At 44.2% G+C, this 26221-nt stretch carries 29 protein-coding genes and 1 other RNA gene; 20 read left to right on the top strand and 10 right to left on the bottom strand.

All coding sequences use genetic code 11. The features are described 5' to 3' along the window. Window positions 1–85: 85 nt before the first annotated feature. Complete coding sequence (locus LNN34_RS17345) at window positions 86–1903, top strand: zinc ribbon domain-containing protein (RefSeq protein ID WP_229043960.1); 1818 nt, start codon at window positions 86–88, stop codon at window positions 1901–1903. Window positions 1904–1942: 39 nt separating this feature from the next. Here LNN34_RS17345 and LNN34_RS17340 read toward each other — a convergent pair whose 3' ends face one another. The 3 genes from LNN34_RS17340 to opcR all read right to left on the bottom strand — a co-directional run bounded on the left by LNN34_RS17340 (window position 1943) and on the right by opcR (window position 4159). Beyond that, on the bottom strand, window positions 1943–2644 hold the full coding sequence (locus tag LNN34_RS17340; RefSeq protein WP_024122879.1) for a zinc ribbon domain-containing protein: 702 nt from the start codon (window positions 2642–2644) through the stop codon (window positions 1943–1945). 161 nt (window positions 2645–2805) lie between these two features. Continuing rightward, entirely contained in the window at window positions 2806–3420 is a 615-nt protein-coding gene (locus LNN34_RS17335; protein WP_024122878.1) for a PH domain-containing protein, read from the bottom strand. Window positions 3421–3601: 181 nt separating this feature from the next. Beyond that, window positions 3602–4159 (bottom strand): opuC operon transcriptional regulator OpcR, encoded by a 558-nt coding sequence (opcR, locus tag LNN34_RS17330; RefSeq protein WP_044159138.1) that lies wholly within the window; start codon window positions 4157–4159, stop codon window positions 3602–3604. Between the two features lie 263 nt (window positions 4160–4422). On the opposite strand from opcR, the gene opuCA reads away from it, so the two are divergent. From opuCA to opuCD, 4 genes are all read left to right on the top strand, one after another. Next, window positions 4423–5562, top strand: a complete 1140-nt coding sequence (opuCA, locus tag LNN34_RS17325) for an osmoprotectant ABC transporter ATP-binding protein OpuCA (protein WP_024122876.1) — start codon at window positions 4423–4425, stop codon at window positions 5560–5562. Between the two features lie 21 nt (window positions 5563–5583). After that, entirely contained in the window at window positions 5584–6237 is a 654-nt protein-coding gene (gene opuCB / locus LNN34_RS17320; protein WP_229043958.1) for a glycine betaine/carnitine/choline/choline sulfate ABC transporter permease OpuCB, read from the top strand. A gap of 64 nt (window positions 6238–6301) precedes the next feature. Then, window positions 6302–7168: an osmoprotectant ABC transporter substrate-binding lipoprotein OpuCC gene (gene opuCC, locus LNN34_RS17315; RefSeq protein WP_083244514.1), complete on the top strand. Its 867-nt coding sequence runs from the start codon at window positions 6302–6304 to the stop codon at window positions 7166–7168. Window positions 7169–7185: 17 nt separating this feature from the next. Continuing rightward, window positions 7186–7857, top strand: coding sequence for a glycine betaine/carnitine/choline/choline sulfate ABC transporter permease OpuCD (gene opuCD / locus LNN34_RS17310; protein ID WP_044159134.1), 672 nt, complete (start codon window positions 7186–7188; stop codon window positions 7855–7857). 33 nt (window positions 7858–7890) lie between these two features. On the opposite strand, the gene LNN34_RS17305 is transcribed toward opuCD, so the two are convergent. After that, on the bottom strand, window positions 7891–8424 hold the full coding sequence (locus LNN34_RS17305; RefSeq protein ID WP_229043956.1) for a GbsR/MarR family transcriptional regulator: 534 nt from the start codon (window positions 8422–8424) through the stop codon (window positions 7891–7893). A gap of 284 nt (window positions 8425–8708) precedes the next feature. On the opposite strand from LNN34_RS17305, the gene opuBA reads away from it, so the two are divergent. Genes opuBA through LNN34_RS17285 form a run of 4 tightly spaced genes read left to right on the top strand, consistent with a single transcriptional unit; the run spans window position 8709 to window position 12150 of the window. After that, window positions 8709–9854, top strand: a complete 1146-nt coding sequence (opuBA, locus tag LNN34_RS17300) for a choline ABC transporter ATP-binding protein OpuBA (protein ID WP_059292538.1) — start codon at window positions 8709–8711, stop codon at window positions 9852–9854. Window positions 9855–9868: 14 nt separating this feature from the next. After that, window positions 9869–10522, top strand: coding sequence for an ABC transporter permease (locus tag LNN34_RS17295; RefSeq protein WP_044159130.1), 654 nt, complete (start codon window positions 9869–9871; stop codon window positions 10520–10522). Between the two features lie 11 nt (window positions 10523–10533). Next, entirely contained in the window at window positions 10534–11454 is a 921-nt protein-coding gene (gene opuBC, locus LNN34_RS17290) for a choline ABC transporter substrate-binding lipoprotein OpuBC (protein ID WP_044159129.1), read from the top strand. Between the two features lie 15 nt (window positions 11455–11469). After that, a complete protein-coding gene (locus tag LNN34_RS17285) occupies window positions 11470–12150 on the top strand; it encodes an ABC transporter permease (protein ID WP_059292539.1) in 681 nt (226 codons plus the stop codon). 45 nt (window positions 12151–12195) lie between these two features. On the opposite strand, the gene LNN34_RS17280 is transcribed toward LNN34_RS17285, so the two are convergent. The 4 genes from LNN34_RS17280 to rghR all read right to left on the bottom strand — a co-directional run bounded on the left by LNN34_RS17280 (window position 12196) and on the right by rghR (window position 15295). After that, on the bottom strand, window positions 12196–13896 hold the full coding sequence (locus LNN34_RS17280) for a methyl-accepting chemotaxis protein (protein ID WP_229043954.1): 1701 nt from the start codon (window positions 13894–13896) through the stop codon (window positions 12196–12198). A gap of 125 nt (window positions 13897–14021) precedes the next feature. Continuing rightward, complete coding sequence (gene catR / locus LNN34_RS17275) at window positions 14022–14348, bottom strand: catDE operon transcriptional regulator CatR (protein ID WP_010331897.1); 327 nt, start codon at window positions 14346–14348, stop codon at window positions 14022–14024. Window positions 14349–14439: 91 nt separating this feature from the next. After that, on the bottom strand, window positions 14440–14859 hold the full coding sequence (locus tag LNN34_RS17270) for a helix-turn-helix domain-containing protein (RefSeq protein WP_024122861.1): 420 nt from the start codon (window positions 14857–14859) through the stop codon (window positions 14440–14442). A gap of 28 nt (window positions 14860–14887) precedes the next feature. After that, entirely contained in the window at window positions 14888–15295 is a 408-nt protein-coding gene (gene rghR / locus LNN34_RS17265) for a transcriptional repressor RghR (protein WP_044159126.1), read from the bottom strand. Window positions 15296–15446: 151 nt separating this feature from the next. Here rghR and LNN34_RS17260 point away from each other — a divergent pair, with 151 nt between their 5' ends. Then, complete coding sequence (locus LNN34_RS17260; protein ID WP_024122859.1) at window positions 15447–15680, top strand: helix-turn-helix domain-containing protein; 234 nt, start codon at window positions 15447–15449, stop codon at window positions 15678–15680. Window positions 15681–15723: 43 nt separating this feature from the next. Here LNN34_RS17260 and LNN34_RS17255 read toward each other — a convergent pair whose 3' ends face one another. Further along, window positions 15724–16488 carry an alpha/beta fold hydrolase gene (locus tag LNN34_RS17255; RefSeq protein ID WP_229043952.1) on the bottom strand — a complete coding sequence of 255 codons (765 nt, stop codon included), beginning with the start codon at window positions 16486–16488 and terminating at the stop codon, window positions 15724–15726. Between the two features lie 152 nt (window positions 16489–16640). Between LNN34_RS17255 and secG the strand changes: the two genes are divergently transcribed. From secG to ssrA, 5 genes are all read left to right on the top strand, one after another. Further along, on the top strand, window positions 16641–16871 hold the full coding sequence (gene secG, locus LNN34_RS17250) for a preprotein translocase subunit SecG (RefSeq protein ID WP_003220028.1): 231 nt from the start codon (window positions 16641–16643) through the stop codon (window positions 16869–16871). A gap of 131 nt (window positions 16872–17002) precedes the next feature. Beyond that, a complete protein-coding gene (locus tag LNN34_RS17245; RefSeq protein WP_229043950.1) occupies window positions 17003–17743 on the top strand; it encodes an alpha/beta hydrolase in 741 nt (246 codons plus the stop codon). Window positions 17744–17761: 18 nt separating this feature from the next. Beyond that, entirely contained in the window at window positions 17762–20098 is a 2337-nt protein-coding gene (gene rnr, locus LNN34_RS17240; protein ID WP_229043949.1) for a ribonuclease R, read from the top strand. Window positions 20099–20241: 143 nt separating this feature from the next. Beyond that, window positions 20242–20712 (top strand): SsrA-binding protein, encoded by a 471-nt coding sequence (gene smpB, locus LNN34_RS17235; protein WP_010331890.1) that lies wholly within the window; start codon window positions 20242–20244, stop codon window positions 20710–20712. A gap of 174 nt (window positions 20713–20886) precedes the next feature. Next, window positions 20887–21249: a transfer-messenger RNA gene (gene ssrA, locus LNN34_RS17230) on the top strand. A gap of 1030 nt (window positions 21250–22279) precedes the next feature. On the opposite strand, the gene LNN34_RS17225 is transcribed toward ssrA, so the two are convergent. Next, a complete protein-coding gene (locus tag LNN34_RS17225; protein ID WP_044159121.1) occupies window positions 22280–22480 on the bottom strand; it encodes a hypothetical protein in 201 nt (66 codons plus the stop codon). Between the two features lie 473 nt (window positions 22481–22953). On the opposite strand from LNN34_RS17225, the gene LNN34_RS17220 reads away from it, so the two are divergent. The 5 genes from LNN34_RS17220 (at window position 22954) to LNN34_RS17200 (ending at window position 26216) form a co-directional block, all read left to right on the top strand. Continuing rightward, window positions 22954–23748 (top strand): SDR family NAD(P)-dependent oxidoreductase, encoded by a 795-nt coding sequence (locus LNN34_RS17220; protein WP_229043948.1) that lies wholly within the window; start codon window positions 22954–22956, stop codon window positions 23746–23748. 112 nt (window positions 23749–23860) lie between these two features. Continuing rightward, window positions 23861–24415, top strand: coding sequence for a TetR/AcrR family transcriptional regulator (locus LNN34_RS17215; protein WP_193659722.1), 555 nt, complete (start codon window positions 23861–23863; stop codon window positions 24413–24415). A gap of 15 nt (window positions 24416–24430) precedes the next feature. After that, window positions 24431–24784: a DMT family transporter gene (locus LNN34_RS17210; protein ID WP_024122852.1), complete on the top strand. Its 354-nt coding sequence runs from the start codon at window positions 24431–24433 to the stop codon at window positions 24782–24784. Between the two features lies 1 nt (window position 24785). Then, the gene (locus tag LNN34_RS17205) at window positions 24786–25175 is read left to right on the top strand and encodes a YvaD family protein (RefSeq protein ID WP_044159117.1); all 390 of its coding nucleotides are present in this window, start codon (window positions 24786–24788) and stop codon (window positions 25173–25175) included. Between the two features lie 93 nt (window positions 25176–25268). Continuing rightward, window positions 25269–26216, top strand: a complete 948-nt coding sequence (locus LNN34_RS17200; protein ID WP_229043946.1) for an EamA family transporter — start codon at window positions 25269–25271, stop codon at window positions 26214–26216. The last annotated feature ends 5 nt before the right edge of the window (window positions 26217–26221 follow it).

Genomic DNA, 26221 nt, shown 5'->3' with positions numbered 1-26221 from the left:
CTCCAATTTTATACCATTCTATTATAAAATATGTAACATAGGAAATGTGTACAAAATAGTGGATAAAAAACAGGAGGAAAGTCACATGTTTTGTAAGGAATGCGGTCAAAAAAATAATGAAGGGGCCAAGTTTTGTAAAGAATGCGGCACCCCGATTGGAGGGAGCAGCAGACAGGCAAATAAAGAAACAGCAAGCACTGCTGAAACGAGGCAGGCTCCGCGGAAACCAATCCCTAAGAAAACCATCATGTTATGGAGCAGCATTGCCGCAGCGTGCGTCATATTATTCACTGCATATAAAACCGGAGCGTACCTTACTTCTAAGGACAGGTTAGTCGACAAATTTGAGCAGGCTGTAAATGATGAGGATAAAGACCAAATCGCTTCGCTGCTAACACCGGCAAATGACAGGCTCAAGCTTACTAAACAAAACGTAAAGCCGTTTCTTACATATTTAAAGGATCATCCTGACAAAAAAGATGAGCTTTTTTCATCGCTGCGTGCTGAAACAGTCCAAAAGGATATTGTTTACGCGGAGAAAGACGGGAAAACTTTGCTAGTATTTGACCATTATGATTTAAAGATAGCACCTGTTTATTTTGAAGTAACCAGCAATTATAAACATACGGATCTCTATGTGAATAAAGAGGAAGCCGGATCTGTAAAGAAAGCAGATCAAGCACAAACCCTCGGACCGTACATTCCCGGCGAATATACAGTCTCAGCCAAACTGAAAAACGATGTAGTCGATCTTGTGAAAAAGGAAGACATTCAGGCGGTTGGTGACAATAGCTTTCGTGTTGATCTCTCATTGGAAGCGGATAATGTAACATTCAGCTTAGCTGACGCTATTAAGGATGGAAAGGGAGATTTGCTGATTAACGGCAAATCCATCCATAAGGATCCGTTCAAATCTGTCACATACGGACCGCTTCTGACAGACGGATCAATGACAGCTGAGGTCGAAGCGGAGTTTCCGTGGGGAAAAACAAAAACAGCGGGTGTGCCGATTGATAGCAAAGAAATGGAGTTAACATTAATTCCTGACCAAGACACACAAGAAACAATCATGAATACGATTGTCAAAACGACAAAGCAATATTCCAAAGCGCTTTCTGATGGAAATACAGCTCAGATGACAGAGGCAAGTGCCAGTTGGAAAGCCGAAGTAAAAGATAACGTGGATTCGAAGAAAAACACGGATTCTTACTTAAAAGATAAATATCTGGAAACAGACTTTGATTTGGATACATTTGCTCTATCCCAGAAAAATGACGGTACATGGCAGGCGTCAGTAAAAGGAAAAGAACTTCACCAGTCGGCTAATTATAATGACTATACGAAACCTGAAATGTCGGATGAGAGCCCGAGCTATGAATATCTGCTTTCATATGATAAAAAACAGAAAAAGTGGATGTTCGAAGATGCAGAATCAACTTTTGATTCTGCCGGCACAAATATAAAGAAAATAAAAAATGATCATGCAGAGACGTACACGTCAGCCTGGGCAGACGCAAAAGGCAAGAAAGCAAGCGTAAGCCCATCGGCCGGCGATGTCACGGATGAACAAGTGACATCATTTATGGTTAGTTATCTGACAAATCAATCAACCGCAGTGAATTTAAATGAATTTGCGGTCATGGAAGGCAATCTGGAAAAAGGAAGTTCATTATATAATGATCAGCAGAAATTGGTTAAGAAGCTGTACAGCGAGGGGACGACTGAAGTATTTATTGATGTAGAGGTAAAAAGCTTTAATCAAAGCGGCTCGAATATCACAATTAAAACATATGAAGAATTTGATATTACAAAATCAGGCGGCAGTACAAAGCGCAGAACATACAACTGGACCTACACCGGCGTAGTGAAAGACGGAAGAATTTATTTAACATCTATTCAATAAAAACAAACCCCCATCACCAGCAGGCGATGGGGGTGTTTTTTAAAAAAAGATATAACGGAAAATCTCTTTGATATAATGTTCGATGATGAACCGAAACGCAACGCACGTGATCAGATAAATCACAATGGTTGAGTAAATGATATCAGCTTTTCCTTTATACGAATGCTGGTAACTGCTCAGCATCGCAGGGGGAATAGCGAAGAATGCGCCGATTAAACCAATCGCTAACACGGTGAAACAAAGATCTGTATGTAATAAAAACAATAGAAGTGCAAGAATCAAAATAGCTGTAAATGGAATAAGAAACGCACCAAATCTGGAGAATGAATCTTTAAATGAGACTTGGTTTCCCGCGATTTTTAAGGAAAAAAAGATCAATGCATGCAACCCGAAAATAAAAAGGGCAAAGTAAATGGTTGGCTTTAAAAAGATTTCTGTAAAGCTCGCACTGCCGGGACCTTCTGAAAAAAGAATATAAAACATCAGCGGAGTTAGTAAACTGAAAAGCACCATTGTAATGATTCCGCTGATCAGCTGTTCGCCGCCTGTTGTTTTGCACTCCTGATAAGGGCGTTTCAGAACAGCCAGAACAAATGAACCGAACTGCTTTGCTGCTTGTTTTGCAGCTTCAGCTCCCGCCTGTGCTCCTTGATTTTCGCCGGCTTGGCGTGGAAGAGGCGATCCGCATTTCTCACAAAACTTTCCGCCATCTGCTTGATGGCCGCATTGAGGACAAAACATATGATGACTCCTTTTACATGTAATATAGGGAAAATAGACTAATAATGTCATTATAAAAGAAAAAAGTAGAAAAGTAACCAATATCCAGCCAAAAAATTTTCTCCAAGATTATGTATCAGAAACAAGACACGAGCTGCCAGATGCGAACCCGTGTCTTGTTTCTAGTTATTCATATATTTTTCAAATACGTCACCGAAATCTTTAATATGGTACTGCGAGCGGACGGAAGTGACCCATGTAAACCCGAATTCAGTCAGCTCTTTGTATTGTGTTTCAATATTGACGTGCTCAGGGCGGGTATGCTGAAGGATGGTGACTGCTCGTTCCAGACTTTGTTCAGCCTGATTGATCAAAATGTCATTTTCATAGATCGTTTCAGAGATACGGAGAAGGGCTTTATACAAATCTTTCAGCTTTTCAATTTGCTCTTTATGCACATCGATGTCAAATTGTTCAGAGCCCAGCTTGAACTTGATTTCAACATCCAAATCGACTTTCCCGGCGGTTTCCAGAAAAACATCAGAGATTTTATATTGGGAATAAGGGTAGCGTTTCAGCGTTCGTTTGGAGGAAGTGGCACGTTCGCCGTCAACATGGATCAGCGCCAGATTCGTGAAGCAATATTCATCGGCTTTTGTTTTAATCAGGAAATAAATTTTTTCGTTGTCTTCATGCATGACATAGTCATCAGCATCTGTTTTGTCATAATCCTGAGGTTCGATAATTTTTCCGATATCTGATAATCCGAGTGCATCTGCTGCAATTTTCTTGAACATATAGATACATCCTTCCTATTTACATAGTCACTTCATTGTAGCATGCGGTGTTTCCGAACGGCTATAAACGTTTGCGAAGAATCAGCCTCTGGGTAAGGCCAATGTCACATGGAGGAAGTATACGATGTTCTTATGTATGATGTTTCCAATATTAATCTCATCATGTAGAAAAGCAGTTCCCTTACTTCAGGGAGCTGCTTTCAGCTGTTTTCGGCACGTATTCAAATACTTCTTCACTCTCAAAAAACTCAATTAAGCGGCTCAGCCAATCATAGTAATGAAGCCATTCTCTTAATTCATTCAGCAGCTGATTGACTTTCTCTTCGGCTTCTCGGGGAAGCTCGTCCCTTTGTAAAAGATCCGTCAGCTCCCGGTTTAATTTTTTGTACAGCACTTTGTTTTTGCTCACGACCTTTGTCCAGTTCGCCGCAAATAAAGATATGAAGGTTTGATAATAATCCTGCTCTACGTCGTAAAGATCTTTTCTTACGCCTTTTTCAAACACCTTTTCGGCAATGTTGGCATCAATCATTTCACGGACGACCTGGCTCATCCGCGTTTTGCTCATGCCTGTTGCTTCTGACAGCTCGCTTAACGTCATCGGTTTTCGATTCATATAAATAATCCCGAGCACACGCCCGACAGTAGAAGGCATTCCAAACGTATGCATGTTTTCGGCAATCTTCTCGATGAGATGCTCTTCAGCATGTTCAATGATGTCGAGAGCAGTTTTTTCCACAGCTGATCATCCCTTCAAATGGCAATTGATGGTGTCAATATATCATATTTCTGCCAGTTGTTGAAAACAGCTGTATGCGGAGGAAGCGAGAGGTATCCGGCGTAATTGTAAGAACACCCTCTCTGCCTGAGTCATAACAATAAATAATCTGTAAATAACATATAATTTCAACACATTGTAAACTTTTTATTTTACAAAGTTCAAATTATAATAAAGATTATACTTTTCAGAAAAATTAACGGAAACCTGCGGAGGTGCACGGATTGCTGAAATTAGAACAAGTGTCAAAAGTATATAAAGGCGGCAAAAAAGCTGTGAACAGCATTGATTTAGATATTGCCAAGGGCGAATTTATCTGTTTTATCGGCCCGAGCGGCTGCGGAAAAACGACGACGATGAAGATGATTAATCGACTGATTGAACCGTCGTCAGGAAAGATCTATATCGACGGAGATAACATAATGGAACAGGACCCGGTTGAACTGCGGAGAAAAATCGGCTATGTGATTCAGCAGATCGGTTTGTTTCCCCACATGACCATTCAGCAGAACATTTCACTCGTCCCGAAACTGCTGAAATGGCCTGAAGAAAAACGGAAAGAACGGGCGAGAGAGCTGTTAAAGCTTGTTGATATGGGCCCTGAATATTTAGACCGTTATCCCCACGAGCTCAGCGGCGGACAGCAGCAAAGAATCGGCGTGCTGCGCGCACTGGCTGCGGAACCCCCTCTCATTTTAATGGATGAACCGTTCGGAGCGCTTGACCCGATCACGCGGGATTCCCTTCAGGAAGAATTTAAAAAACTGCAGAGAACGTTAAACAAAACCATCGTGTTTGTGACCCACGACATGGACGAAGCCATTAAGCTAGCTGACCGGATTGTGATTTTAAAAGCGGGTGAAATCGTTCAGGTCGGCACACCTGATGAGATTCTCAGAAATCCGGCAAATGAATTTGTTGAAGAATTTATCGGGAAAGAGCGCCTGATCCAGACAAGGCCTGAAATTGAGCGGGTTGAGCAGATGATGAACAGAATGCCTGTCACGGTCACAGCGGACAAAACGCTTTCTCAGGCCATTCAGCTGATGAGAGAAAAACGCGTCGACTCGCTGCTTGTTGTAGATGAGCAAAATGTGCTGAAGGGATACGTAGATGTTGAAATCATTGATCAAAACCGCAAAAAAGCGAGCGTTGTTGGTGATGTGTACCGCTCGGATATGTATACCGTGCAAAAAGGAGCCCTTCTCCGCGATACCGTCCGGAAAATCTTGAAGCAAGGAATTAAGTATGTTCCCGTTGTTGATGAAGAGCACCATTTAGCAGGGATTGTGACAAGAGCAAGCCTTGTGGACATCGTATACGATTCCATCTGGGGCGAGGAAAACCAGCTAATGACGATCTGATCAGGGGAGGAGCTCTTACACATGAATCAAATGATGACTTTTTTACAGACGAACGGCGGAGAGCTGCTGTATAAAACAGGTGAACATTTATACATTTCTCTCATTGCTGTTGTATTGGGCATTATCGTTGCGGTGCCGCTCGGCGTTCTGCTGACCAGAATGAAAAAAGGCGCAGGCGCGGTTATAAGTATCGTCAACATTGTGCAAACCTTGCCGAGTCTGGCGATTCTGGCATTTTTTATCCCGCTTCTCGGTGTGGGAAAAGTGCCTGCGATCGTCGCTTTATTTTTCTATTCGGTGCTTCCGATTCTGCGCAATACGTATACAGGCATTAAAGGTGTAAACAAAAATCTGCTTGAGTCAGGAAAAGGGATTGGAATGACCGGCTGGGAGCAGATCCGGCTCGTCGAGATTCCGCTGGCGATTCCGATTATTATGGCAGGCATCCGCACATCCACGATCTATTTAATCGGCTGGGCGACCCTTGCCTCATTTATTGGCGGCGGCGGACTCGGTGATTACATTTTTATCGGGCTGAACCTGTATCAGCCTGAATACATCATTGGCGGTGCTGTGCCGGTTACAATCTTAGCCATTATCATTGATTATTTGCTAGCCGTGACGGAACGAAAAGTGACACCGAAGGGATTGCAAGGGATGAAGGAAGTTTCTTAAGGAGTTGGCTGTATTGAAAACGAAAAAAATCAGATGGATCGGCGCGCTCGCTTTCGCCTTTGTCATGCTGCTGAGCGGCTGTTCTCTGCCGGGACTTGGCGGCGCCTCACAAGATACGATCAAGGTCGGGGCGCAAAGCATAACAGAATCAGAAATTTTAGCGAATATGATTGCGCAGCTCATTGAACACGATACGGATTTAAATACGGCTTTAGTCAAAAATCTCGGATCAAACTATGTTCAGCACCAGGCGATGCTCGGCGGTGACATTGACATATCCGCCACACGCTATTCTGGCACGGATTTAACGAGCACCCTCGGAATGGAGGCGGAGAAGGATCCGGAAAAAGCGCTGAATATCGTGCAGAAAGAGTTTGACAAACGTTTTAAATATAAATGGTTTGATTCTTACGGGTTTGATAACACATATGCCTTTACCGTAACAAAAAAGTTTGCGGAAAAGGAGCATGTAAACACCGTGTCTGATCTGAAGAAAAACGCTACTGAATATAAGCTGGGGGTCGACAATGCCTGGCTGAAACGGAAGGGCGACGGATATAAAGGTTTTGTCAGCACGTATGGATTCGAGTTCGGAACAACCTATCCGATGCAGATCGGACTTGTTTATGACGCAGTCAAAAACGAGAAAATGGACGCCGTTCTTGCTTATTCCACAGACGGCCGGATTAAGGCGTATGATCTCAAAATCCTAGAAGACGATAAACAGTTTTTCCCGCCGTATGACTGTTCGCCGGTGATTCCGGAAAAGGTGCTTAAGGAACATCCGGAGCTTGAAGGCATTATTGATAAACTGATCGGGAAGATTGACACGGAAACCATGCAGGAGCTCAACTACGAAGTGGACGGCAAACTGAAGGAGCCGTCTGTTGTGGCAAAGGAATTTTTAGAGAAACATCATTATTTTGACTAAGAAAAGAGGCAGACCAAATGGAAGTATTACAGCAGCTTGGCTCTTACTATTCGCAAAACGGCAGTTATGTGCTGCAAGAGTTTTCCCGCCATTTTCTGATGTCGGTGTACGGCGTTTTGTTTGCGGCCATCGTCGGCATTCCGCTTGGCATCCTGATTGCCAGGTACAGAACATTAAGCGGCTGGGTTTTCGCCGTCACGAACGTGATCCAGACGGTGCCGGCGCTCGCCATGCTGGCCGTGCTGATGCTAGTGATGGGGCTCGGCGCGAATACGGTCATTCTATCGTTATTTCTTTATTCACTGCTGCCGATCATCAGAAATACGTACACAGGCATTGTCAGCATTGAACATGCCTATCTTGAATCCGGAAAAGCGATGGGTATGACAAAGTTTCAAGTGCTGCGGATGGTCGAGCTTCCGCTGGCGCTTTCTGTTATTATGGCCGGCCTCCGCACCGCGCTCGTCATTGCCATCGGCATTACTGCCATCGGGACATTTGTCGGTGCCGGCGGTCTCGGAGACATCATCGTCAGGGGGTCAAACGCAACAAACGGGACCGCGATTATATTAGCTGGCGCGATCCCGACAGCCCTTATGGCGGTGATAGCTGATTTGGTCATGGGCTGGCTTGAACGCGCGTTAAGCCCGATTAAAAAGAAAAAGAAAAAACTGGCCAGTGCAGCTTAATAAAAAAACGCCTTGTTCATGACAGGGCGTTTTTTACGGTTTCGGCACATATTTAAAAATCTCTTCACTCTCAAAAAACTCAATCAGACGGCCGAGCCAATTGTAATAGTCGAGCCATTCCTTTAATTCCTTCAACAGCTCATTCACCTTTTCTTCCGCTTCAGGAGAAAGCTCTTCATCCAAGATACTGAGCAGCTCCCGGTTGAGTTTTTTATGCATCATTTTATTTTTGCTGACGACTTTGCTCCAAGTGGCTGTAAACAGAGTGATAAAGGTTTGGTAGTAATCCTCCTCAACATCGTATAAGTCTTTTCGCACGCCCTTTTCGAACACCTTCTCGGCGATGTTGGCATCGAGCATGTCCCGCACGACCTGGCTCATTCGCGTTTTGCTCATGCCGGTCGCTTCTGATAATTCCGTCAGCGTCATCGGCTTGCGATTCATATAAATAATGCCCAGCACACGTCCAACGGTAGAGGGCATTCCAAATGCATGCATGTTTTCCGCGATTCTTTCTATAAGGTGGTCTTCAGTCTGTTCAATTATCGTTAACGGATCTTTATCCAACAGTTTCAATCCTTTCAGCTAACAATTCCGATGTCAATATACCACATTTTTGATGAGGCGGAAATGCTGTAATCATAGAATTTGGCAGGAAATTGGAGCAATAAGGAGATCATTACCGGTCAATACGGGTAAATCAGGGTTTACACATAGTTTATAAATAATATGAACAAATTGTAAACTTTTTATTTTATAAACTTTATTCTATAATGGGAAGCATTCAATTATCTGAAAAATTAAATATGAACTGAACAAATTGAATGAATTTAATTTTGGAGGTGCGATGTTTGCTGACATTAAAAAATGTCTCGAAAACATATAAGGGCGGCAAAAAAGCTGTGAACAGCGTGAATCTGGAAATTGAAAAAGGTGAATTTATTTGTTTTATCGGTCCAAGCGGCTGCGGAAAAACGACAACGATGAAAATGATTAACCGATTAATTGAGCCGTCAGCCGGTCAGATTTTTATTGACGGCGAGAACATGATGGAACAGGACCCGGTAGAACTCAGGCGTAAGATCGGCTATGTCATTCAGCAGATCGGACTGTTCCCCCATATGACCATTCAGCAGAACATTTCACTTGTGCCTAAGCTGCTGAAATGGCCGGAGCAGCAGCGGAAAGAACGTGCGCGTGAGCTTTTAAAATTGGTCGATATGGGACCTGAATATTTAGACCGTTATCCTCATGAATTAAGCGGGGGACAGCAGCAGCGAATAGGTGTATTACGGGCACTTGCCGCGGAACCGCCGCTTATCTTAATGGATGAACCGTTTGGGGCGCTTGACCCGATTACGAGGGATTCCCTTCAGGAAGAATTTAAAAAACTGCAAAAAACCTTACATAAAACCATCGTATTTGTTACCCATGATATGGATGAAGCGATTAAGCTAGCAGACCGGATCGTCATTTTAAAAGGCGGAGAGATTGTGCAGATCGGAACGCCTGATGATATTCTGAGAAATCCGGCAAATGCATTTGTTGAGGAATTTATCGGCAAGGAGCGCCTGATTCAGTCATCAAGTCCTGATGTTGAGCGGGTTGATCAAATGATGAGTACACACCCGGTGACCATTACGGCGGATAAAACGCTCTCTGAAGCGATCCAGCTGATGAGGCAGGAGCGTGTCGACTCGCTGCTGGTGGTAGATGACAGCCACGTTCTTCTAGGCTATGTAGATGTGGAAATCATTGATCAATGCCGGAAGAAAGCCGAGCTCGTAGGCGAGGTCCTGCATCAAGACATCTACACCGTCTTGGGCGCAACACTGCTGCGGGATACAGTACACAAAATTTTAAAACGGGGTGTAAAGTACGTGCCGGTTGTAGATGAAGACCGCCGTTTAATAGGAATTGTGACGAGAGCGAGCCTGGTTGACATTGTGTATGAGTCCATCTGGGGAGAAGAAAAACAGCTCGCAGTATTGTCATAGGGAGGTTGTGAGACATGGATCATATCATTGAATTTTTGCAAACCAACGGAGGCGAGCTGCTTTACAAAACATATGAGCATATCACCATTTCTCTCATCGCCGTCATTTTAGGCGTGGCTGCCGCTGTGCCTCTTGGGATTGTGCTTACCAGAATGAAAAAAGGAGCCGGCACCATTATCGGCATTGTGAATATCATTCAGACGCTGCCTAGTCTGGCAATCCTCGCTTTCTTTATCCCGCTCTTGGGAGTCGGAAAAGTTCCGGCTATTGTGGCCTTGTTTTTCTATTCCGTTTTGCCGATCCTGCGCAACACGTATACCGGGATTCGCGGCGTTAATAAAAATCTGCTTGAATCAGGAAAAGGCATCGGGATGACGGCCGCTGAACAAATCCGCCTCGTGGAACTGCCGCTTGCCGCGCCCGTCATCATGGCGGGGATCAGAACATCCACGATTTATTTAATCGGCTGGGCGACGCTTGCATCCTTTATCGGAGGCGGCGGATTGGGTGATTACATTTTCATCGGCCTGAATTTATATCAGCCGGAATATATCCTCGGAGGAGCGGTTCCCGTCACGATATTGGCGATTGTCATTGATTATGTGCTGGCGTTGACGGAACGAAAAATCACGCCTGCCGGACTGCAGGGAATGAAGGAAGTTTCATAAGGAGGCTGCTCATGAAAAGAAAACATCTTAAATGGCTGAGCGGTTTTACGCTCGCAGTAATGCTGATGCTAAGCGGCTGTTCGCTTCCCGGGCTCAGTGCCGCTTCAGACCAGACCATCAAAATCGGCGCGCAAAGCATGAGTGAATCAGAAATCATCGCAAGCATGCTTGGACAGCTGATCGAACACCATACGGATCTAAAAACAACAACCATTAAAAATCTCGGCTCCAACGCGGTGCAGCAGCAGGCCTTGATGAACGGAGAAATCGATATTGCGGCCACAAGATATACCGGCGATGCGCTGACAGGAACGCTGAGAATGGAACCTGAAAAAGATCCGGACAAAGCGCTGGCGCTGACACAGCGGGAGTTTAAAAAAAGATATGATTTAAAATGGTATGACTCCTACGGGTTTGATAATACGTATGCCTTTACCGTCAGCAAGAAGCTTGCGGACCAATATCATTTAGAAAACGTATCAGACGTCAAAAAATGGGCGCCGCAATTAAAGCTGGGCGTCGACAATTATTGGATGAAGCTGAAAGGGAACGGCTATCAGGATTTTACAAAAACCTATGGCATGACATTCGGCGGCACGTATCCGATGCAGATCGGGCTTGTGTATGACGCGGTGAAAAGCGGAAAAATGGACATTGTCCTCGCTTACTCCACGGACGGAAGAATCAAGTCCTATGATCTCAAAATGCTAAAGGATGATAAACAATTTTTCCCGCCGTACGACTGTTCTCCGGTTGTTCCGGAACAGGTGCTTAAAGAACATCCTGAACTGGAAGGCATCATTCAGAAAATGATCGGAAAAATCGATACAGCCACGATGCAGGAGCTTAACTATGAAGTTGACGGTAACCTAAAGGAACCGTCTGTCGTTGCTAAGGAATATTTGCAAAAGCATCACTACTTCGAATCGTGAAAGGGGGATTGACCAATGAATGTGCTTGAACAGTTAATGAGGTATTATGCACAGAACGGCAGCTATGTCATGGAAGAATTTGGCCGCCATTTTCTTATGTCGGCTTACGGCGTCTTGTTTGCTGCTGTCGTCGGGGTTCCGGTCGGCATCCTCATTGCGCATTTCCGCCGCTTGTCAGGATGGGTATTCGCCGTAACAAATGTCATTCAGACGATTCCGGCGCTCGCCATGCTGGCAGTCCTGATGCTTGTCATGGGGCTGGGTGCAAACACAGTGATTTTATCATTATTTCTGTATTCCCTGCTGCCGATTATCCGAAACACGTACACAGGCATTGTCAGCATTGAACACGCATACTTAGAATCAGGAAAAGCGATGGGGATGACGAAATTCCAAGTTCTTCGGATGGTTGAGCTCCCGCTCGCGCTTTCTGTCATTATGGCAGGCCTTCGAACGGCTCTCGTCATCGCTATCGGCATTACAGCAATCGGCACATTTGTCGGCGCCGGCGGCCTTGGGGATATGATCGTCCGCGGGTCAAACGCCACAAACGGAACGGCGATTATTCTAGCTGGCGCGATTCCGACTGCGGTGATGGCGGTTGCGGCTGATTTGCTCATGGCTTGGCTGGAGCGGGTGTTACATCCGGTCAAGAAAAAAAGAACCAGGGTGAGACGTATTCAAACAGCTGCATAAGAACAAAAAAAGAGGCTTGGATGATTACAGCCTCTTTTTTCTTATTTAAATTGTAAACTGATCCATTTTCTGATTAAGTTCTTTCGCCAAACGCTCAAGCTCCTCAGCATTTTGAAGCACTTGATCCATTGAATGGGCGGATTGCTCGGTAATGGAAAATGTTTCTTCAATGCCGGCGGCGGATTCTTCAGAAACGGAGGCGATGTTTTCAATCGATTGGTTAATTGTGATCGATTGGTTTGTTAACTGCTTTAATCCGTCCGTTACTTCCTTAATGCTGTCCGCTACATAGGTGACCGATTGCTTAATATTCTGCATGGCCTGTCCGGTGTCAGTCAGGTTTTCAGTACCTTTTTCTACTTCGGTAAAGCTGCTTTCCAGGTATTGAATGACAGTGTTGATTTCCTGCTGTGTGCCGCCTACTATTTTAGTGATATCCTGAACGGAGTCAGATACGCCGTCTGCGAGCTTTCGGACCTCTTCGGCCACAACGGCGAAGCCTTTGCCGCTTTCTCCTGCGCGGGCTGCCTCAATTGCGGCATTAAGTGACAATAAGTTCGTTTGCTCGGCAATGCCGTTAATGACCTGAACAAGCTTGTTGATGTCCTGAGAATGCTGTTCCAGCGATCTCACTTTATGAACGGCCTCCTGAACGATATGATGGATTGTTTTCATTTGCTGCACTGACGTATCCATATTTTCGTTTCCGTTTACGGCGAGTTCGAGAACGTTTTGAGACGTATCGCTGATCGTCATGCCGTGATTGTAGGCTTTATCAATGCTTTCTGTAAATTCATTCATTGATTCGGCAATCGTCACAGCGTCTTGCGCCTGCTGCTCGGAGCCTTCAGCCATTTCGTTCATCGTTTCGGTAATATGCCTGCTGCCGGTTCTTGTTTCATTCGTTGCAGTGGTCAGCACCTGTGATGAAGAAAGCACGCGGGTGGAGATTTCTTTTGAATATCCGACGATATCTCTTAAATTCCCTACCATTTTCTGAAGCGCTTCGTTCAAATCGCCGAGCTCGTCTTTTGAGGCCAGCGCCTCTATGTCATTTGAAAGATTGCCTTCGGCGATCTCATTCGCAGATGACTTCATTCGAATAATCGGTTTTACAATGCTGCGATTGATATAAAGCCAAATACATATGCTGATGGCGATGGAGGCTGCCAGAAGCAAAGCCGTGTAAATCAGACCTTTATGATAAACATCCTTGGTTTCTTTCACCGCCGTGTTGCTGCCTTCTTTATTAAAGTCAACAAGTTCAGTGATTGATTTTTTCATATCCTCAAAGCTTGCTTCAGTCTGTACCAATAACCCCCTTGCTTTATCTATATCATTCGTGCGTCCGCTCTCTAAAATCTGGTTATGAATAGTCGTATATGAGTTGACTTCAGTCTTGAGCTGTTCGAAAATGCTGCGTTCTTTGTCATTAGAGATTGTCTTTTCATAGTTATCAAGCTTTTTATTGATATCCTTAAGGATCTGGTTCATATCTTGGTCTAGGGTATCCATTTTATCTTTGTCTGTATAAATCAGGAAATCCTTTTCCTTAGAGGAAAGGTGCTCTGTCAAATAATTAATAGATGTAATTTCTTTAATGCCGTCTATCCATTTTGTATTGATTTCATCTGTCTTTTTGATGATGTGCTGCATATTGAAAGCGCCTATTCCGCCTATAAGCAGATTGATGAGAATCAGTGTCAAAAATACCAGGCTGAATTTGCGGGAAATCGTCAGTCGCATATAAGTGTTCTCCTTTAAAAAAGTGATGTGATGTACTATATATCGGCTGAGAAATTGTTTTTTCACCTGGAAATAAAAAATAAAAAACGGCTCTTCTCTCCGTGGAGATAGAACCGTTTTAGCAATTACATATGAAAGGAAGGGTCAATCCATTCAGTAGCCCATTTGGAGATTTCACCCAGAATGGGCGCTAACGCCATTCCTTTGTCGGTTAATGAATATTCGATGCGAACCGGAGTTTCGGGGATGACGTCCCGCTTAACCACTCCTTCAAGCTCAAGTTCTTTCAGCCTTTCTGACAGAACTCTGCCGCTTAGATTTGGAAGTGCTGCTTCTATTTCGCTAAATCGCTGCTGACCGTTCAACAGCTGAAAAACGATTAAAGCAACCCAGCGTTTGCTCAAGATGTCGACTGCTTTTTCAAATCTAGGACACATTTCTGATTGGTTCATACTTTTCACCTCGTCTGTCATTATTATAACGCAAATAACGAGGGAACGTATGCATGCGTGATTGATAAAATGCGGAAAGAGACGCAGAGGATTACGTGGAAGAGGAGCGTTTTTTCGCTTCGGAAGCTAAAAAATCGAAGTATTTGCTGAGATTTTCAATATCCTGCTTGGAGAGATGCCGCCATTTTTCGCTGTTAAAAAGAGACAGGTTCTCCGTTCCGCGAGTGACAGCCGTCTGATAAATCGCATAAATAGACTGATAGCTTTCAGAAGCCTCTCGAATTTCTTCAGGAAAAGCGGTAATGTGCCCTGCGGCTGCCATCAGGTTTTCGTGCGGTATTTTCAGCACCGCTGCGAGCTTTTTTATGGTCGCGGGCTTTGGGGTGCCGCGCTTGCCGTTTTCTATTTTTGAAATGGTCGCTGAGCTGATGCCCGAGTACACCGCAAGCTGATTCACTGTCAGTTTGCGGGCGCGGCGCAGCGCCCTTAATTCCTGTCCGAATGTTGACATGATGATCGCCTCGCATTTCTGGAAAGAGTTATTGATCAGCAGATCGTTTTTTGGCTTCGTCTGAAATAAAAGAGAAATAATGATCCAGCATGAGCAAATCCTCTTTGTTGAGATACTGCCATTTTTCACTCTCAAGAAGGGCAAGATTTTTCAGGTCATAAGCCTCCGCCTTTTCAAGCAGCTGGCACTTCGTTTCATAAGTCGCTCTGGCTTCATGAACCTCTTCGATATATCCCGCTTTATACATAAGCCCTTCATAAGGAATTTTTAAGGCCTCCGCCAGTTTTTTGATGGTGGCAGGTTTAGGAACGCCGCGTTTGCCGTTTTCAATTCTGGAGATGCCGGCCGCGCTTACACCGGAATAAGTCGCCAGCTGGTTGACTGTCAGCTTTCTCTCCTCACGCAATGCCCGTAATTGTTCGCCGAAGCTTTCCATATGTCTCACCCCGTCCCTCACTGTTACTCATATTTTAGTATGTTTATTGACTAAAGGGAATAGGTGGGCTGGAAATGTATTGACAAAAGTTAACATACGCCGTAATGTAAATGTATAGAAAAAGTTTTTTCATGAACGGAAGGTGAGGAAAGTGCCAGTAGAAAAGATACAGATTAGACGTGATTATGTATTGCAGTATATGGTCAATAACGATTATTCCCTCAATCAGCTTGCGCTGGAAATCGGAGTCTCACCCGCCACACTGAGCCGTGTGCTGAATGGAGAAAGACGGCCGGGGCAGCTTGTGATCGGAAAAATGCTTCACTATTTTGACTTGAAGTTTGAGGATCTTTTTTACTATGACTTTGTTGACAAAAGTCAATGATATAAGAACGCCTGGGGAACCAAGCGTTTTCTAAGCCTTATCATCAATGTGTCAAAACAAAACCCGTCACAAGTTCATTGCATGTTTTCCATTGTTTTGTCGGCAGCTGATGGCCTTGGTATTCCAGCCTGAAAAATTCAGCGTGGCTGCATGCTTTCCGGTAATAGCCTGCATGTGTAAAGGTCCAGTCGCGCAGGCCGCCATACATAAACAGCATCGGCATGTTAAAACGGGGCAATTGTTCAAGGCAGCTGTAGCGGAGCGAATCCCGATAATATTGATACCAATGGCCGAGGTCAGCTTTTTTCATATGACTCGTTAATAGATTTCGGAGCTGTCTGTTTTTCGTATGGCTGCTGGCGATAATTTTCATCAGCAAGCCGGGACTTTTTTCAAGAAGATACATTCCCATTTTGTGAAGCTGCTGACCGGCCATGGTATGAACAGCGGGGTAAGCGCCGGCCAACACCAAATGAGATACTTTGTCCGGCCGGGTGAAGCCGATGTGCTGTGCAATTAAGCTGCCGGCGGAATACCCGAATACTGCAGCCTGATCAACGTGCAAACGATCCATAAATTGCACGATCTCGTTTGCGTAATAGGAAATCGAGATTTGCTGGTCTGCATGATCGCTGTCGCCATGTCCGCTTAAATCGGGAAATATCACCCTGAAATGATCCGCCAGAAGGCGCTGATAATAAAAAACCTTGCGGCCCATGCCCGGCGGGTGAATAAAAATGATAGGGATTCCCTGTCCATATTCCTCATAATATAGATGTTTCTTATTGGCTGTGCTGATGATCGGCATTGTTGTTCTCCCTTTTCGCTCAATTCATACGAATAGGCTAACCAAAACAAAATGTCTTATCCGGTCTTTTGGCGTCTGATACGGCGTGACATGGCAAACCTTTTCATGTAAAATAGAAGTAATGTAGGCCAGTGAGTCTGGAGGTGTAAGGGATGCACGCGGTTTTGATTACCTTATTGGTTATCGTCAGTATTGCACTTATTATTGTCGTTTTGCTTCAATCCAGTAAAAGCGCCGGATTATCTGGTGCGATTTCAGGCGGAGCGGAGCAGCTCTTCGGGAAACAAAAAGCAAGAGGTCTTGATTTGATTCTGCACCGCATTACGGTTGTGCTGGCAGTCTTGTTTTTCGTGTTGACGATTGCGCTTGCTTATATCCTATAGGGCAATGTTTGTATAAGGTCTGATGTAAAGTCAGGCCTTTTTCACGTTTCTGGCTGATATTCAGAGCGTTTTTTTCTGATCAAACTGTGGAAAACTAAAATGATCGTGCAGAAAGAAAGGGAGAAATGAGCATGAAAGTTGTGACACCAAAACCATTTACATTTAAAGGCGGAGACAAAGCGGTGCTTTTGCTGCACGGCTTTACAGGGAATACAGCAGATGTGAGAATGCTGGGACGTTATTTGAATGAACGGGGCTATACGTGCCACGCGCCTCAATATGAAGGACACGGCGTTCCGCCTGAAGAATTGGTACATACGGGGCCTGAAGACTGGTGGAAAAACGTCATGGATGGCTATGAATATTTAAAATCTGAAGGCTATGAGAACATTGCTGCCTGCGGACTGTCGCTTGGCGGGGTTTTTTCGCTGAAATTGGGTTACACTGTACCCATAAAGGGAATTGTTCCAATGTGCGCGCCAATGCATATTAAAAGCGAAGAGGTCATGTATCAGGGCGTCCTTTCCTACGCGCGCAATTACAAAAAATTCGAGGGGAAAAGCCCGGAGCAAATAGAAGAGGAAATGAAGGAATTTGAAAAAACGCCGATGAATACCCTTAAGGCGCTGCAAGACTTGATTGCCGATGTGCGAAAGAATGTCGATATGATCTATTCTCCGACATTTGTTGTGCAAGCCCGTCATGATCACATGATTAATACCGAAAGTGCCAATATTATTTACAATGAAGTGGAAACTGACGATAAACAGCTGAAATGGTATGAGGAATCAGGCCATGTTATCACGCTGGACAAGGAACGGGACATCGTACATCAAGATGTGTATGAATTTTTAGAGAAGCTGGATTGGTAACCAACAGGAGGTCGGATTATGGAAAAAGAAGCATTTATGGATAAGCTTCTCTCGTTTATGAAGGAAGAGGCGTACAAGCCTTTGACTGTTCAGGAACTTGAGGAGATGTTACAGATTACGGATGCCGAGGAATTTAAAGAGCTCGTCAAAGCGCTGGTTGCGCTGGAGGAAAAAGGGCTTATCGTGCGGACGAGAAGCGACCGCTATGGCATTCCGGAAAAAATGAATTTAATTAAAGGAAAGCTTTCTGCGCATCCGAAGGGATTTGCCTTTTTGCTGCCTGAGGATACGTCGTTAAGCGATGTGTTTATTCCGCCTAATGAGCTGAATACTGCTATGAACGGCGATATCGTCATGGTACGCCTGAATTCGCAGTCAAGCGGCTCCAGACAAGAGGGTACCGTCATTCGTATTTTAGAAAGAGCGATTCAGCGGGTAGTCGGAACCTATACAGAAACAAAAAACTTTGGTTTTGTCATTCCGGATGACAAAAAAATCACAAGCGATATCTTCATTCCTAATAGCGGGAAAAATGGCGCGGCTGAAGGGCATAAGGTGGTTGTTAAGCTGACCAGCTATCCTGAAGGCCGAATGAATGCAGAGGGTGAGATTGAATCCATTCTCGGCCATAAAAATGATCCGGGCATTGATATTTTATCAGTCATCCATAAGCACGGACTGCCGGGTGAATTCCCTGCCGATGTAATGGAACAGGCGACAAGCACGCCTGATACGATTGATGAAAAAGACCTGAAAGACCGCCGTGATCTCCGTGACCAGGTCATTGTCACCATTGACGGAGCGGACGCGAAGGACTTGGATGATGCGGTTACAGTGACAAAACTGGATGACGGCAGCTATAAGCTTGGCGTTCACATTGCCGACGTCAGCCATTACGTGACTGAAAACTCGCCGATCGACAAAGAAGCGATGGAAAGAGGAACGAGTGTGTATTTGGTTGACCGTGTGATTCCGATGATTCCGCACAGACTGTCAAACGGTATTTGTTCATTAAATCCGAAGGTTGACCGCCTGACACTTTCTTGTGAAATGACCATCAACAGTCGGGGAGAAGTCACAGAGCACGAAATCTTCCAAAGCGTCATCAAAACAACGGAAAGAATGACATATTCCGATGTGAATCAGATTCTTGTTGATGATGATGAAGAATTAAAGCAAAAGTACGAACCGCTCGTGCCGATGTTCAAAGACATGGAGCGGCTGGCAGAAATTCTTCGCGAAAAGCGGATGAACCGCGGCGCCGTGGATTTTGACTTTAAAGAAGCAAAGGTGCTTGTCGATGAAGAAGGCGCGGTCAAAGACGTTGTGATCAGAGAACGATCTGTCGCCGAAAAACTGATTGAAGAATTTATGCTTGTTGCGAACGAAACCGTTGCAGAGCATTTCCATTGGATGAACGTTCCGTTTATTTACCGGATACACGAAGAGCCTAATGCTGAAAAACTGCAAAAGTTTTTAGAGTTTGTGACAACATTTGGATATGTTGTAAAAGGAACGGCGGGAAATATTCATCCGCGCGCGCTGCAAAGCATTCTTGACGCTGTTCGTGACAAACCAGAGGAAACAGTGATTTCTACTGTCATGCTACGTTCCATGAAGCAGGCGAAATACGACCCGCAAAGCTTGGGGCACTTCGGCCTGTCAACGGAATTCTATACCCATTTCACATCGCCGATCCGCCGTTATCCGGATTTAATCGTCCACAGATTGATCAGAACGTACTTAATCAACGGCAAGGTCGATGAAGCGACACAGGAGAAGTGGGCTGAACGGCTTCCGGATATAGCTGAACATACTTCATCAATGGAACGCCGTGCAGTTGACGCAGAGCGTGAAACAGATGATCTGAAAAAAGCGGAATATATGCTTGATAAAATCGGTGAAGAATTCGACGGCATGATCAGCTCTGTGACAAACTTCGGGATGTTTGTCGAGCTGCCGAATACAATTGAAGGACTCGTCCACGTCAGCTTTATGACAGATGACTATTATCGCTTTGACGAGCAGCATTTTGCGATGATCGGCGAGCGGACGGGGAATGTGTTCCGTATCGGAGATGAAATTACAGTCAAAGTCGTTGACGTCAATAAAGACGAGCGCAATATTGACTTCGAAATCGTCGGTATGAAAGGCACCCCGCGCCGTCCGAGAGAAATGGACAGCCGCAGCCGAAAACGCGGAAAACCTGCCAGAAAACGCGTGTTAAGCACAAATACGCCTGTATCTCCTGCTCCTTCCGAGGAAAAAGGGGAGTGGTTCACAAAGCCGAAGAAGAAAAAGAAAAAACGCGGCTTTCAAAACGCACCGAAGCAGAAACGGAAAAAGAAGAAATAGCAGCTCAACCAGCAAATAGGGCCGCAGTGCTCTATTTGCTTTCTTTCGGAAACAGCTTTTCATTGTAGCCATGCGTGACATTTGGTAAAATAGAGCGTATCGCAAAGGTCGACAGTTTTTCCTTAGTGAGAGGAGGTTCTGGCATGCCGAAAGGGTCAGGAAAAGTATTATCACAAAATAAAAAAGCCAATCACGATTATTTTATAGAAGAAACATATGAAACAGGCATTGTATTGCAAGGAACAGAAATCAAAGCGATTCGCGCCGGCCGCGTGAATCTTAAAGATTCCTTCGCCAAAATCGAACGGGGAGAAGTATTTCTCCACAATATGCACGTCAGCCCGTATGAGCAGGGAAACCGCTATAACCACGATCCGCTCCGGACGAGAAAGCTGTTAATGCACCGCAAGGAAATTAACAAGCTGATCGGCTTAACGAAGGAAAAAGGGTATTCTCTCGTTCCGCTCAAGCTGTATTTGAAAAACGGCTTTGCCAAAGTTCTTCTCGGTCTGGGTAAAGGGAAGAAAAACTATGACAAACGTGAAGATCTGAAGCGCAAGGATGCGAAGCGTGAAATTGAAAGAGCGTTCAGAGACAGTCAAAAAGGGTTCTAAAAGCATAACGCTTGATACTGAAATCCAGCCTGTGCTATACTGATTTCACGATGAGATGACACGGTCTTTTCTTGAAGGATTTGTCAATTGAAATGAGCCGTGATCATGTTATAATAGGAATGTAGCCAGTTTGAGTGAGAGCTTGATATTTCTCCCGTATTTCCCTTATAACAAGGGGACGTTACGGATTCGACAGGGATGGATCGAGCTTGAGCTGCGAGCCGAGAGGCGATCTCGTAAACACGCACATAAATATAACTGGCAAAACTAACAGTTTTAACCAAAACGTAGCATTAGCTGCCTAATAAGCGCAGCGAGCTCTTCCTGACATTGCCTATGTGTCTGTGAAGAGCACATCCAAGTAGGCTACGCTTGCGTTCCCGTCTGAGAACGTAAGAAGAGACAAACAGACTAGCTCTCGGAAGGCCCGCCCGCAGGCAAGAAGATGAGTGAAAACACAAATATGCAGGCTACGCTCGTAGACGCTTAAGTAATCGATGTTTCTGGACGTGGGTTCGACTCCCACCGTCTCCATACATACTTTGTAACCGCAGTGCTATCAAGGCTTCTAAAGCTTTCGAGGGCACTGCGGTTACTTTTTGGTAACACTTTTAAAATTTTTCATTTTCCATGAAGCCAATAACGTCATTTGTGTAGACGGATAAAGGTGACTATACTTGTTCAATGCGATGACCAATGAATTGCATTTTTTATTGATTAAGTATGACGCATGTGAATGTCTGAAGTCGTGGATCACCCCTGATTTTCTAAGGTATTTTTCGTAGCGTCTATCAATTGTGCTAGTCGCTATGCTATCGTAAAAAGAACCAAAAATCCTATAATCTGATTTTACTGGCGCTGTGTTTTCAGCGCCATTTTTATGTCTTTTAAAAGAGACAGTTACTCTATCGGCTCTCTCTGAATCTGCATGTGAATTTTATTCCTAATCCCAATTATTCGGGAGATGCAATTGAGATGGTATGGGAGGTTTGGGACATAGTGTTAGGGGAGCTGTACACATGAAAAAGAACAAAGGAGGTTATGTAAGCTTGTCGGGCACTGCGTACTCACTGGATTTTAGTAAATACACAGTGTTGCATGAACTTGATTCAAAGCACCTTTACTTAAGTTAAGTGCATCTTCCAAATATCCTTGAATACTACTGATTTTGACATTCGTATAATTATATTCTTTATTCATATATAAGCGGAAAGCGATCATGCCATCTTTTTGACCTGCAGTCTAAGGAGACTTTTCAAGCCCATTCTCTTTGACTGTATACCCCGTCTCTTTGTCAAAAACTAAAATCTTAGTAAAGATGTACTCAACTTCTGCTAGAGATTTTTTAACTTGTTCTTCAGTTAAGCCATCTTAACCATCCTCCGGATTCAATTGGGTTGCTGAACTGCTGGTGCTATTGTCGCAATAGCAAGAAAGAAAACCGACGCCGGAAAAAACAATCTTTTCAACATGTATGAACTCCCCCTTTTTTGAAATGGTAAAAGCAACATACATTTTTCAAAAGAAGGGTTTTAATCATAATAAGTCAAATATCGACAGAAGATTGTTACCACAAATGCAAAGCAAGAAACGAAAACGCCCATGCCAATATGCCGAACATTACAAAGAACCTAAGAAAAGTTTCATATCTTGTAAGTCTTCGTTCTCTTTTTGTTTTACCTAATCTCCAATACAGGGCGTAGCCGGAGAATAATAAAATGATTTGTCCAAATTGCGACACAGATTCTAAAAATTCTATACCATTCATTGATTTTCACCTCGTTTATTTATGAGAAAAAAATAAAGCAGACTTGCAGAGAGTCTACTTATACCGCTTATCCAAAGTACCCATTTTCTTCGGTTTGAAAATCGCTTGAGGGTGAAATGGCTTGCACGTCGGTTAATAAAGTAAGGCTGAATGCTGTTGGTTAAATGCCCTATCCTTATTCGCCTATTTACCCATCACATATTAGTTTTATTATCGCAAATGGAAAGGTGAATTCCAATATTCACTTGAAAATTAGTAATTTGTCATATGTCTAATGGTATAAAGGAATGTCGTTTCCCTTATCCAGCAGTACCTTTTACAGGTTCTGCTTCATTTTTTTTCGTATAACAGGCACCAAAAAGTGCGTACTTCCATCTGAATCCCAGCTGTTTCATACTGGTTTTACAGCAGATGTTTTACCAATCGCATTTCTGTTAATAAATAAGAGGAAACAAAAACGGAGGGATGAACGAATGAAATTGAATTTACATGGCAAAACCGCACTGGTGACCGGCTCAACGTCGGGGATCGGCAAAGCGATTGCCGCTTCGTTAGCGAAAGAAGGCGCGGCGGTTATCATTAACGGACGCCGGGAAGAAAAAGTGAATCAGACGATAGACGATTTGAAAACACAGCATGCAGAGGCTGTGTTTTATCCGGCCGCATTTGATCTTGGAACCGAAGAAGGCTGCAATGATCTGTTTCAGGCATATCCGCAGGTTGATATTTTGGTCAATAATTTAGGGATTTTTGAACCGGCAGAGTATTTTGATATCCCCGATGATGAGTGGTTCCGATTTTTTGAAGTGAATATTATGAGCGGTGTGAGGCTCACACGCAAGTATTTACACAAAATGATAGAGAAGAAAGAAGGCAGGGTGATTTTTATTGCCAGTGAAGCGGCAATCATGCCTTCTCAGGAAATGGCCCATTACAGCGCGACGAAAACGATGCAGCTTTCCATTTCCCGCAGCTTGGCGGAGCTGGCAACCGGCACAAATGTAACGGTAAATACAATCATGCCGGGTTCAACCTTAACAGAGGGAGTGGAAACAATGCTGAACTCTCTTTATCCTGGTGAAAACCTGACTGTTCAAGAAGCTGAGGCCCGTTTTATGAAGGAAAACCGTCCGACTTCAATTATCCAAAGGCTGATCCGGCCGGAAGAAATCGCTCACTTTGTTACATTCCTAAGCAGCCCGCTGTCTTCCGCGATTAATGGCGCGGCACTTCGGGCGGACGGCGGCTTGGTCCGCAGCGTCTTTTAGAAAACCTCTCCCTCTGGGAAGAGGTTTTTTATTGTATTGATTTCCAGAACCTGCTGTCGTATAATTTTGGTACCGAAAAAGTTTTTGTAGTACTGAAAGCGAGGTGATGGATTTGGAAAAAAGAATATTGGCGGAAACCATTCGCCTGATCAGACAGAAAGGTTTTTCATTTACAATGAACGATCTGGCGGGAGCGCTTGGAACAAGCAAGCGGACGCTTTATGCGCATTACCCGTCGAAAGATCAGCTTGCGGAGGCCGTCGTGGCGCAGTTTATCGCGGAGATGAAGCAAATGGAAAAGAGCATCTATGAAGATGAGACCCTAGATGCGCTTGAAAAGGTGAAGCAAATGCTGATAGGTCTTCCAAAGGAAATGGAGCTGCTGAACATGGGGTTATTACAAGAGCTGAAGAAATCCCATTACGATGCGTGGCTCAAATTAGACACGTTTATGAAGGAAGAATGGTCAGTTGTTATTGGATTGTTAAACGAGTGCAGGGAGCAAAAGAAGATCAGAAACATTAACATTAATTTATTGGTTCAAATGTATATAGGAAGCATCAACCAAGTATATGATCCTGATTATCCGCTCAAACATCAGTACACGACAGGAGAGGTTCTTGAATCAATCGTAGATGTATTATGTAACGGGATAACAGAAAAATGAGGAGGCTGGTGGCGCGTGCAGTGGATGTTTTTATGTTTGGCCATTTTATTTGAAGTTGCCGGTACGGTCAGTATGAAGCTTTCAGCGGGTTTCACAAAGCTTCTGCCGAGTGTGCTATTGATGTTTTTTTATGGCGGGAGTCTTTTCTTTCTGACGCTTACGCTCAAATCTATCGATGTATCTGTTGCTTACGCTGTCTGGTCGGGGATGGGCATTGTCCTGATCACAGTTGTCGGGTTTTTGTATTTTCAAGAGAATATAAGTGTCATGAAACTGATTTCAATCGGGCTGATTATTGCCGGTGTAGTATCTTTAAACCTGATCGATCAAGGGGCGGAGCCTCAAACGGTACATAAAAGTGAGCAGTAACATGAGAGTGATGAAACTGTTCTTTCTCGTGACGGATATCGGTTTTATATTGTACTGGCTGTCTGCCGGCTTTTCATTAATGCCGGAAAGCTGGGCCTTTAAACATTATCAAGACCCGTTTATGATCGCCTGGAATTGGTCCTTTTTTCCATTGGATATTTTAATCTCCATTACTGGTTTGTACAGCTTGTATTTGCAGCGCGTCAAAAGAGCAATATGGAGGCAGATGGCGCTGATTTCTCTTGTGCTGACCTTCTGTTCAGGCCTTCAGGCTTTATCATTCTGGACATTTAGCGGGGATTTTGATCTTGCATGGTGGCTGTTTAATGGATACCTTTTGATTTATCCTTTATTTTTTATTCACAGACTTTTATCTAAGCAGTGCGAGTAGCACTGTTTTATTTTTTGAAAACACTTTGTTTTCCGAAAAATAAAACGATATAATATGTAATATATTGCATATTACATGTCAGGAGGATATACGTTGGCGACTCAGAAACAACGGTTGTACGGCTTTTTAATGGTGATTGTCGGAGCTGCTTTTTGGGGATTATCGGGAACGGTTGCCCAGCATTTATTTGAAACGAGTGATGTATCGGTGGAGTGGCTTGTAACGGTGCGATTACTGTTATCAGGCCTGTTGGTGCTGATTATTGTGTCCGCCGGTAAGAACAGGAGGGCAGTTTGGGGCATATGGAAAGATAAAAAAGCGGCTGTCCAGCTTATTGTTTTCGGGATTGCCGGCATGCTGGGTGTTCAGTATACGTTTTTAGCTTCAATCGGAACCGGAAACGCAGCGGTGGCCACGCTGCTTCAATACTTAGCGCCTGTTCTGATTGTGCTGTATTTGCTTCTGACCCGTAAGAATTCATTTCAGTTTTCCGATTTTTTGGGGCTATTATTGGCTTTAGCAGGCACTTTTTTGCTGCTGACAAATGGAAACATCAGCAATTTAACAGTTTCTCCTTTATCTGTTGTATGGGGGCTTCTTTCTGCTGGCGCGCTTGCCTTCTATACGCTGTATTCCAGTTCTCTTTTGAAAACATGGGGGTCGGCTCTCGTCATTGGCTGGGGGATGCTGATCGGGGGCGTCGGCATGAGTTTTATTCATCCGCCTTGGGCTGTACAGGCAGAAGGCTGGACGGTTTCTGGAATTGTATCGGTCGCTTTTATTGTTATTTTCGGAACGTTATTGGGATTCTGCATGTACCTAGAAAGTTTGAAATATTTATTCCCGCAAGAAGCGAGCATGCTGGGATGCACTGAGCCGGTTGCCGCAGTCGCGTCTTCAATTCTTTGGCTTGGCGTGTCCTTTGGGTTGTTTCAAGCAACAGGAGCGGCATGCATTTTAGTCATGATTTTTGTCCTTTCACAGAAGAAAAGTGCCGGCAAAACGGCAGCATTAAAAAACCAAACCCATATTCAGAGGTGATGCTT

It is taken from the genome of Bacillus sp. AF23 (assembly GCF_020861455.1).
GTDB lineage: Bacteria > Bacillota > Bacilli > Bacillales > Bacillaceae > Bacillus > Bacillus halotolerans.
Note: the sequence above shows the minus strand (reverse complement) of the source record. Positions and strands in the feature narration are given on the sequence as shown.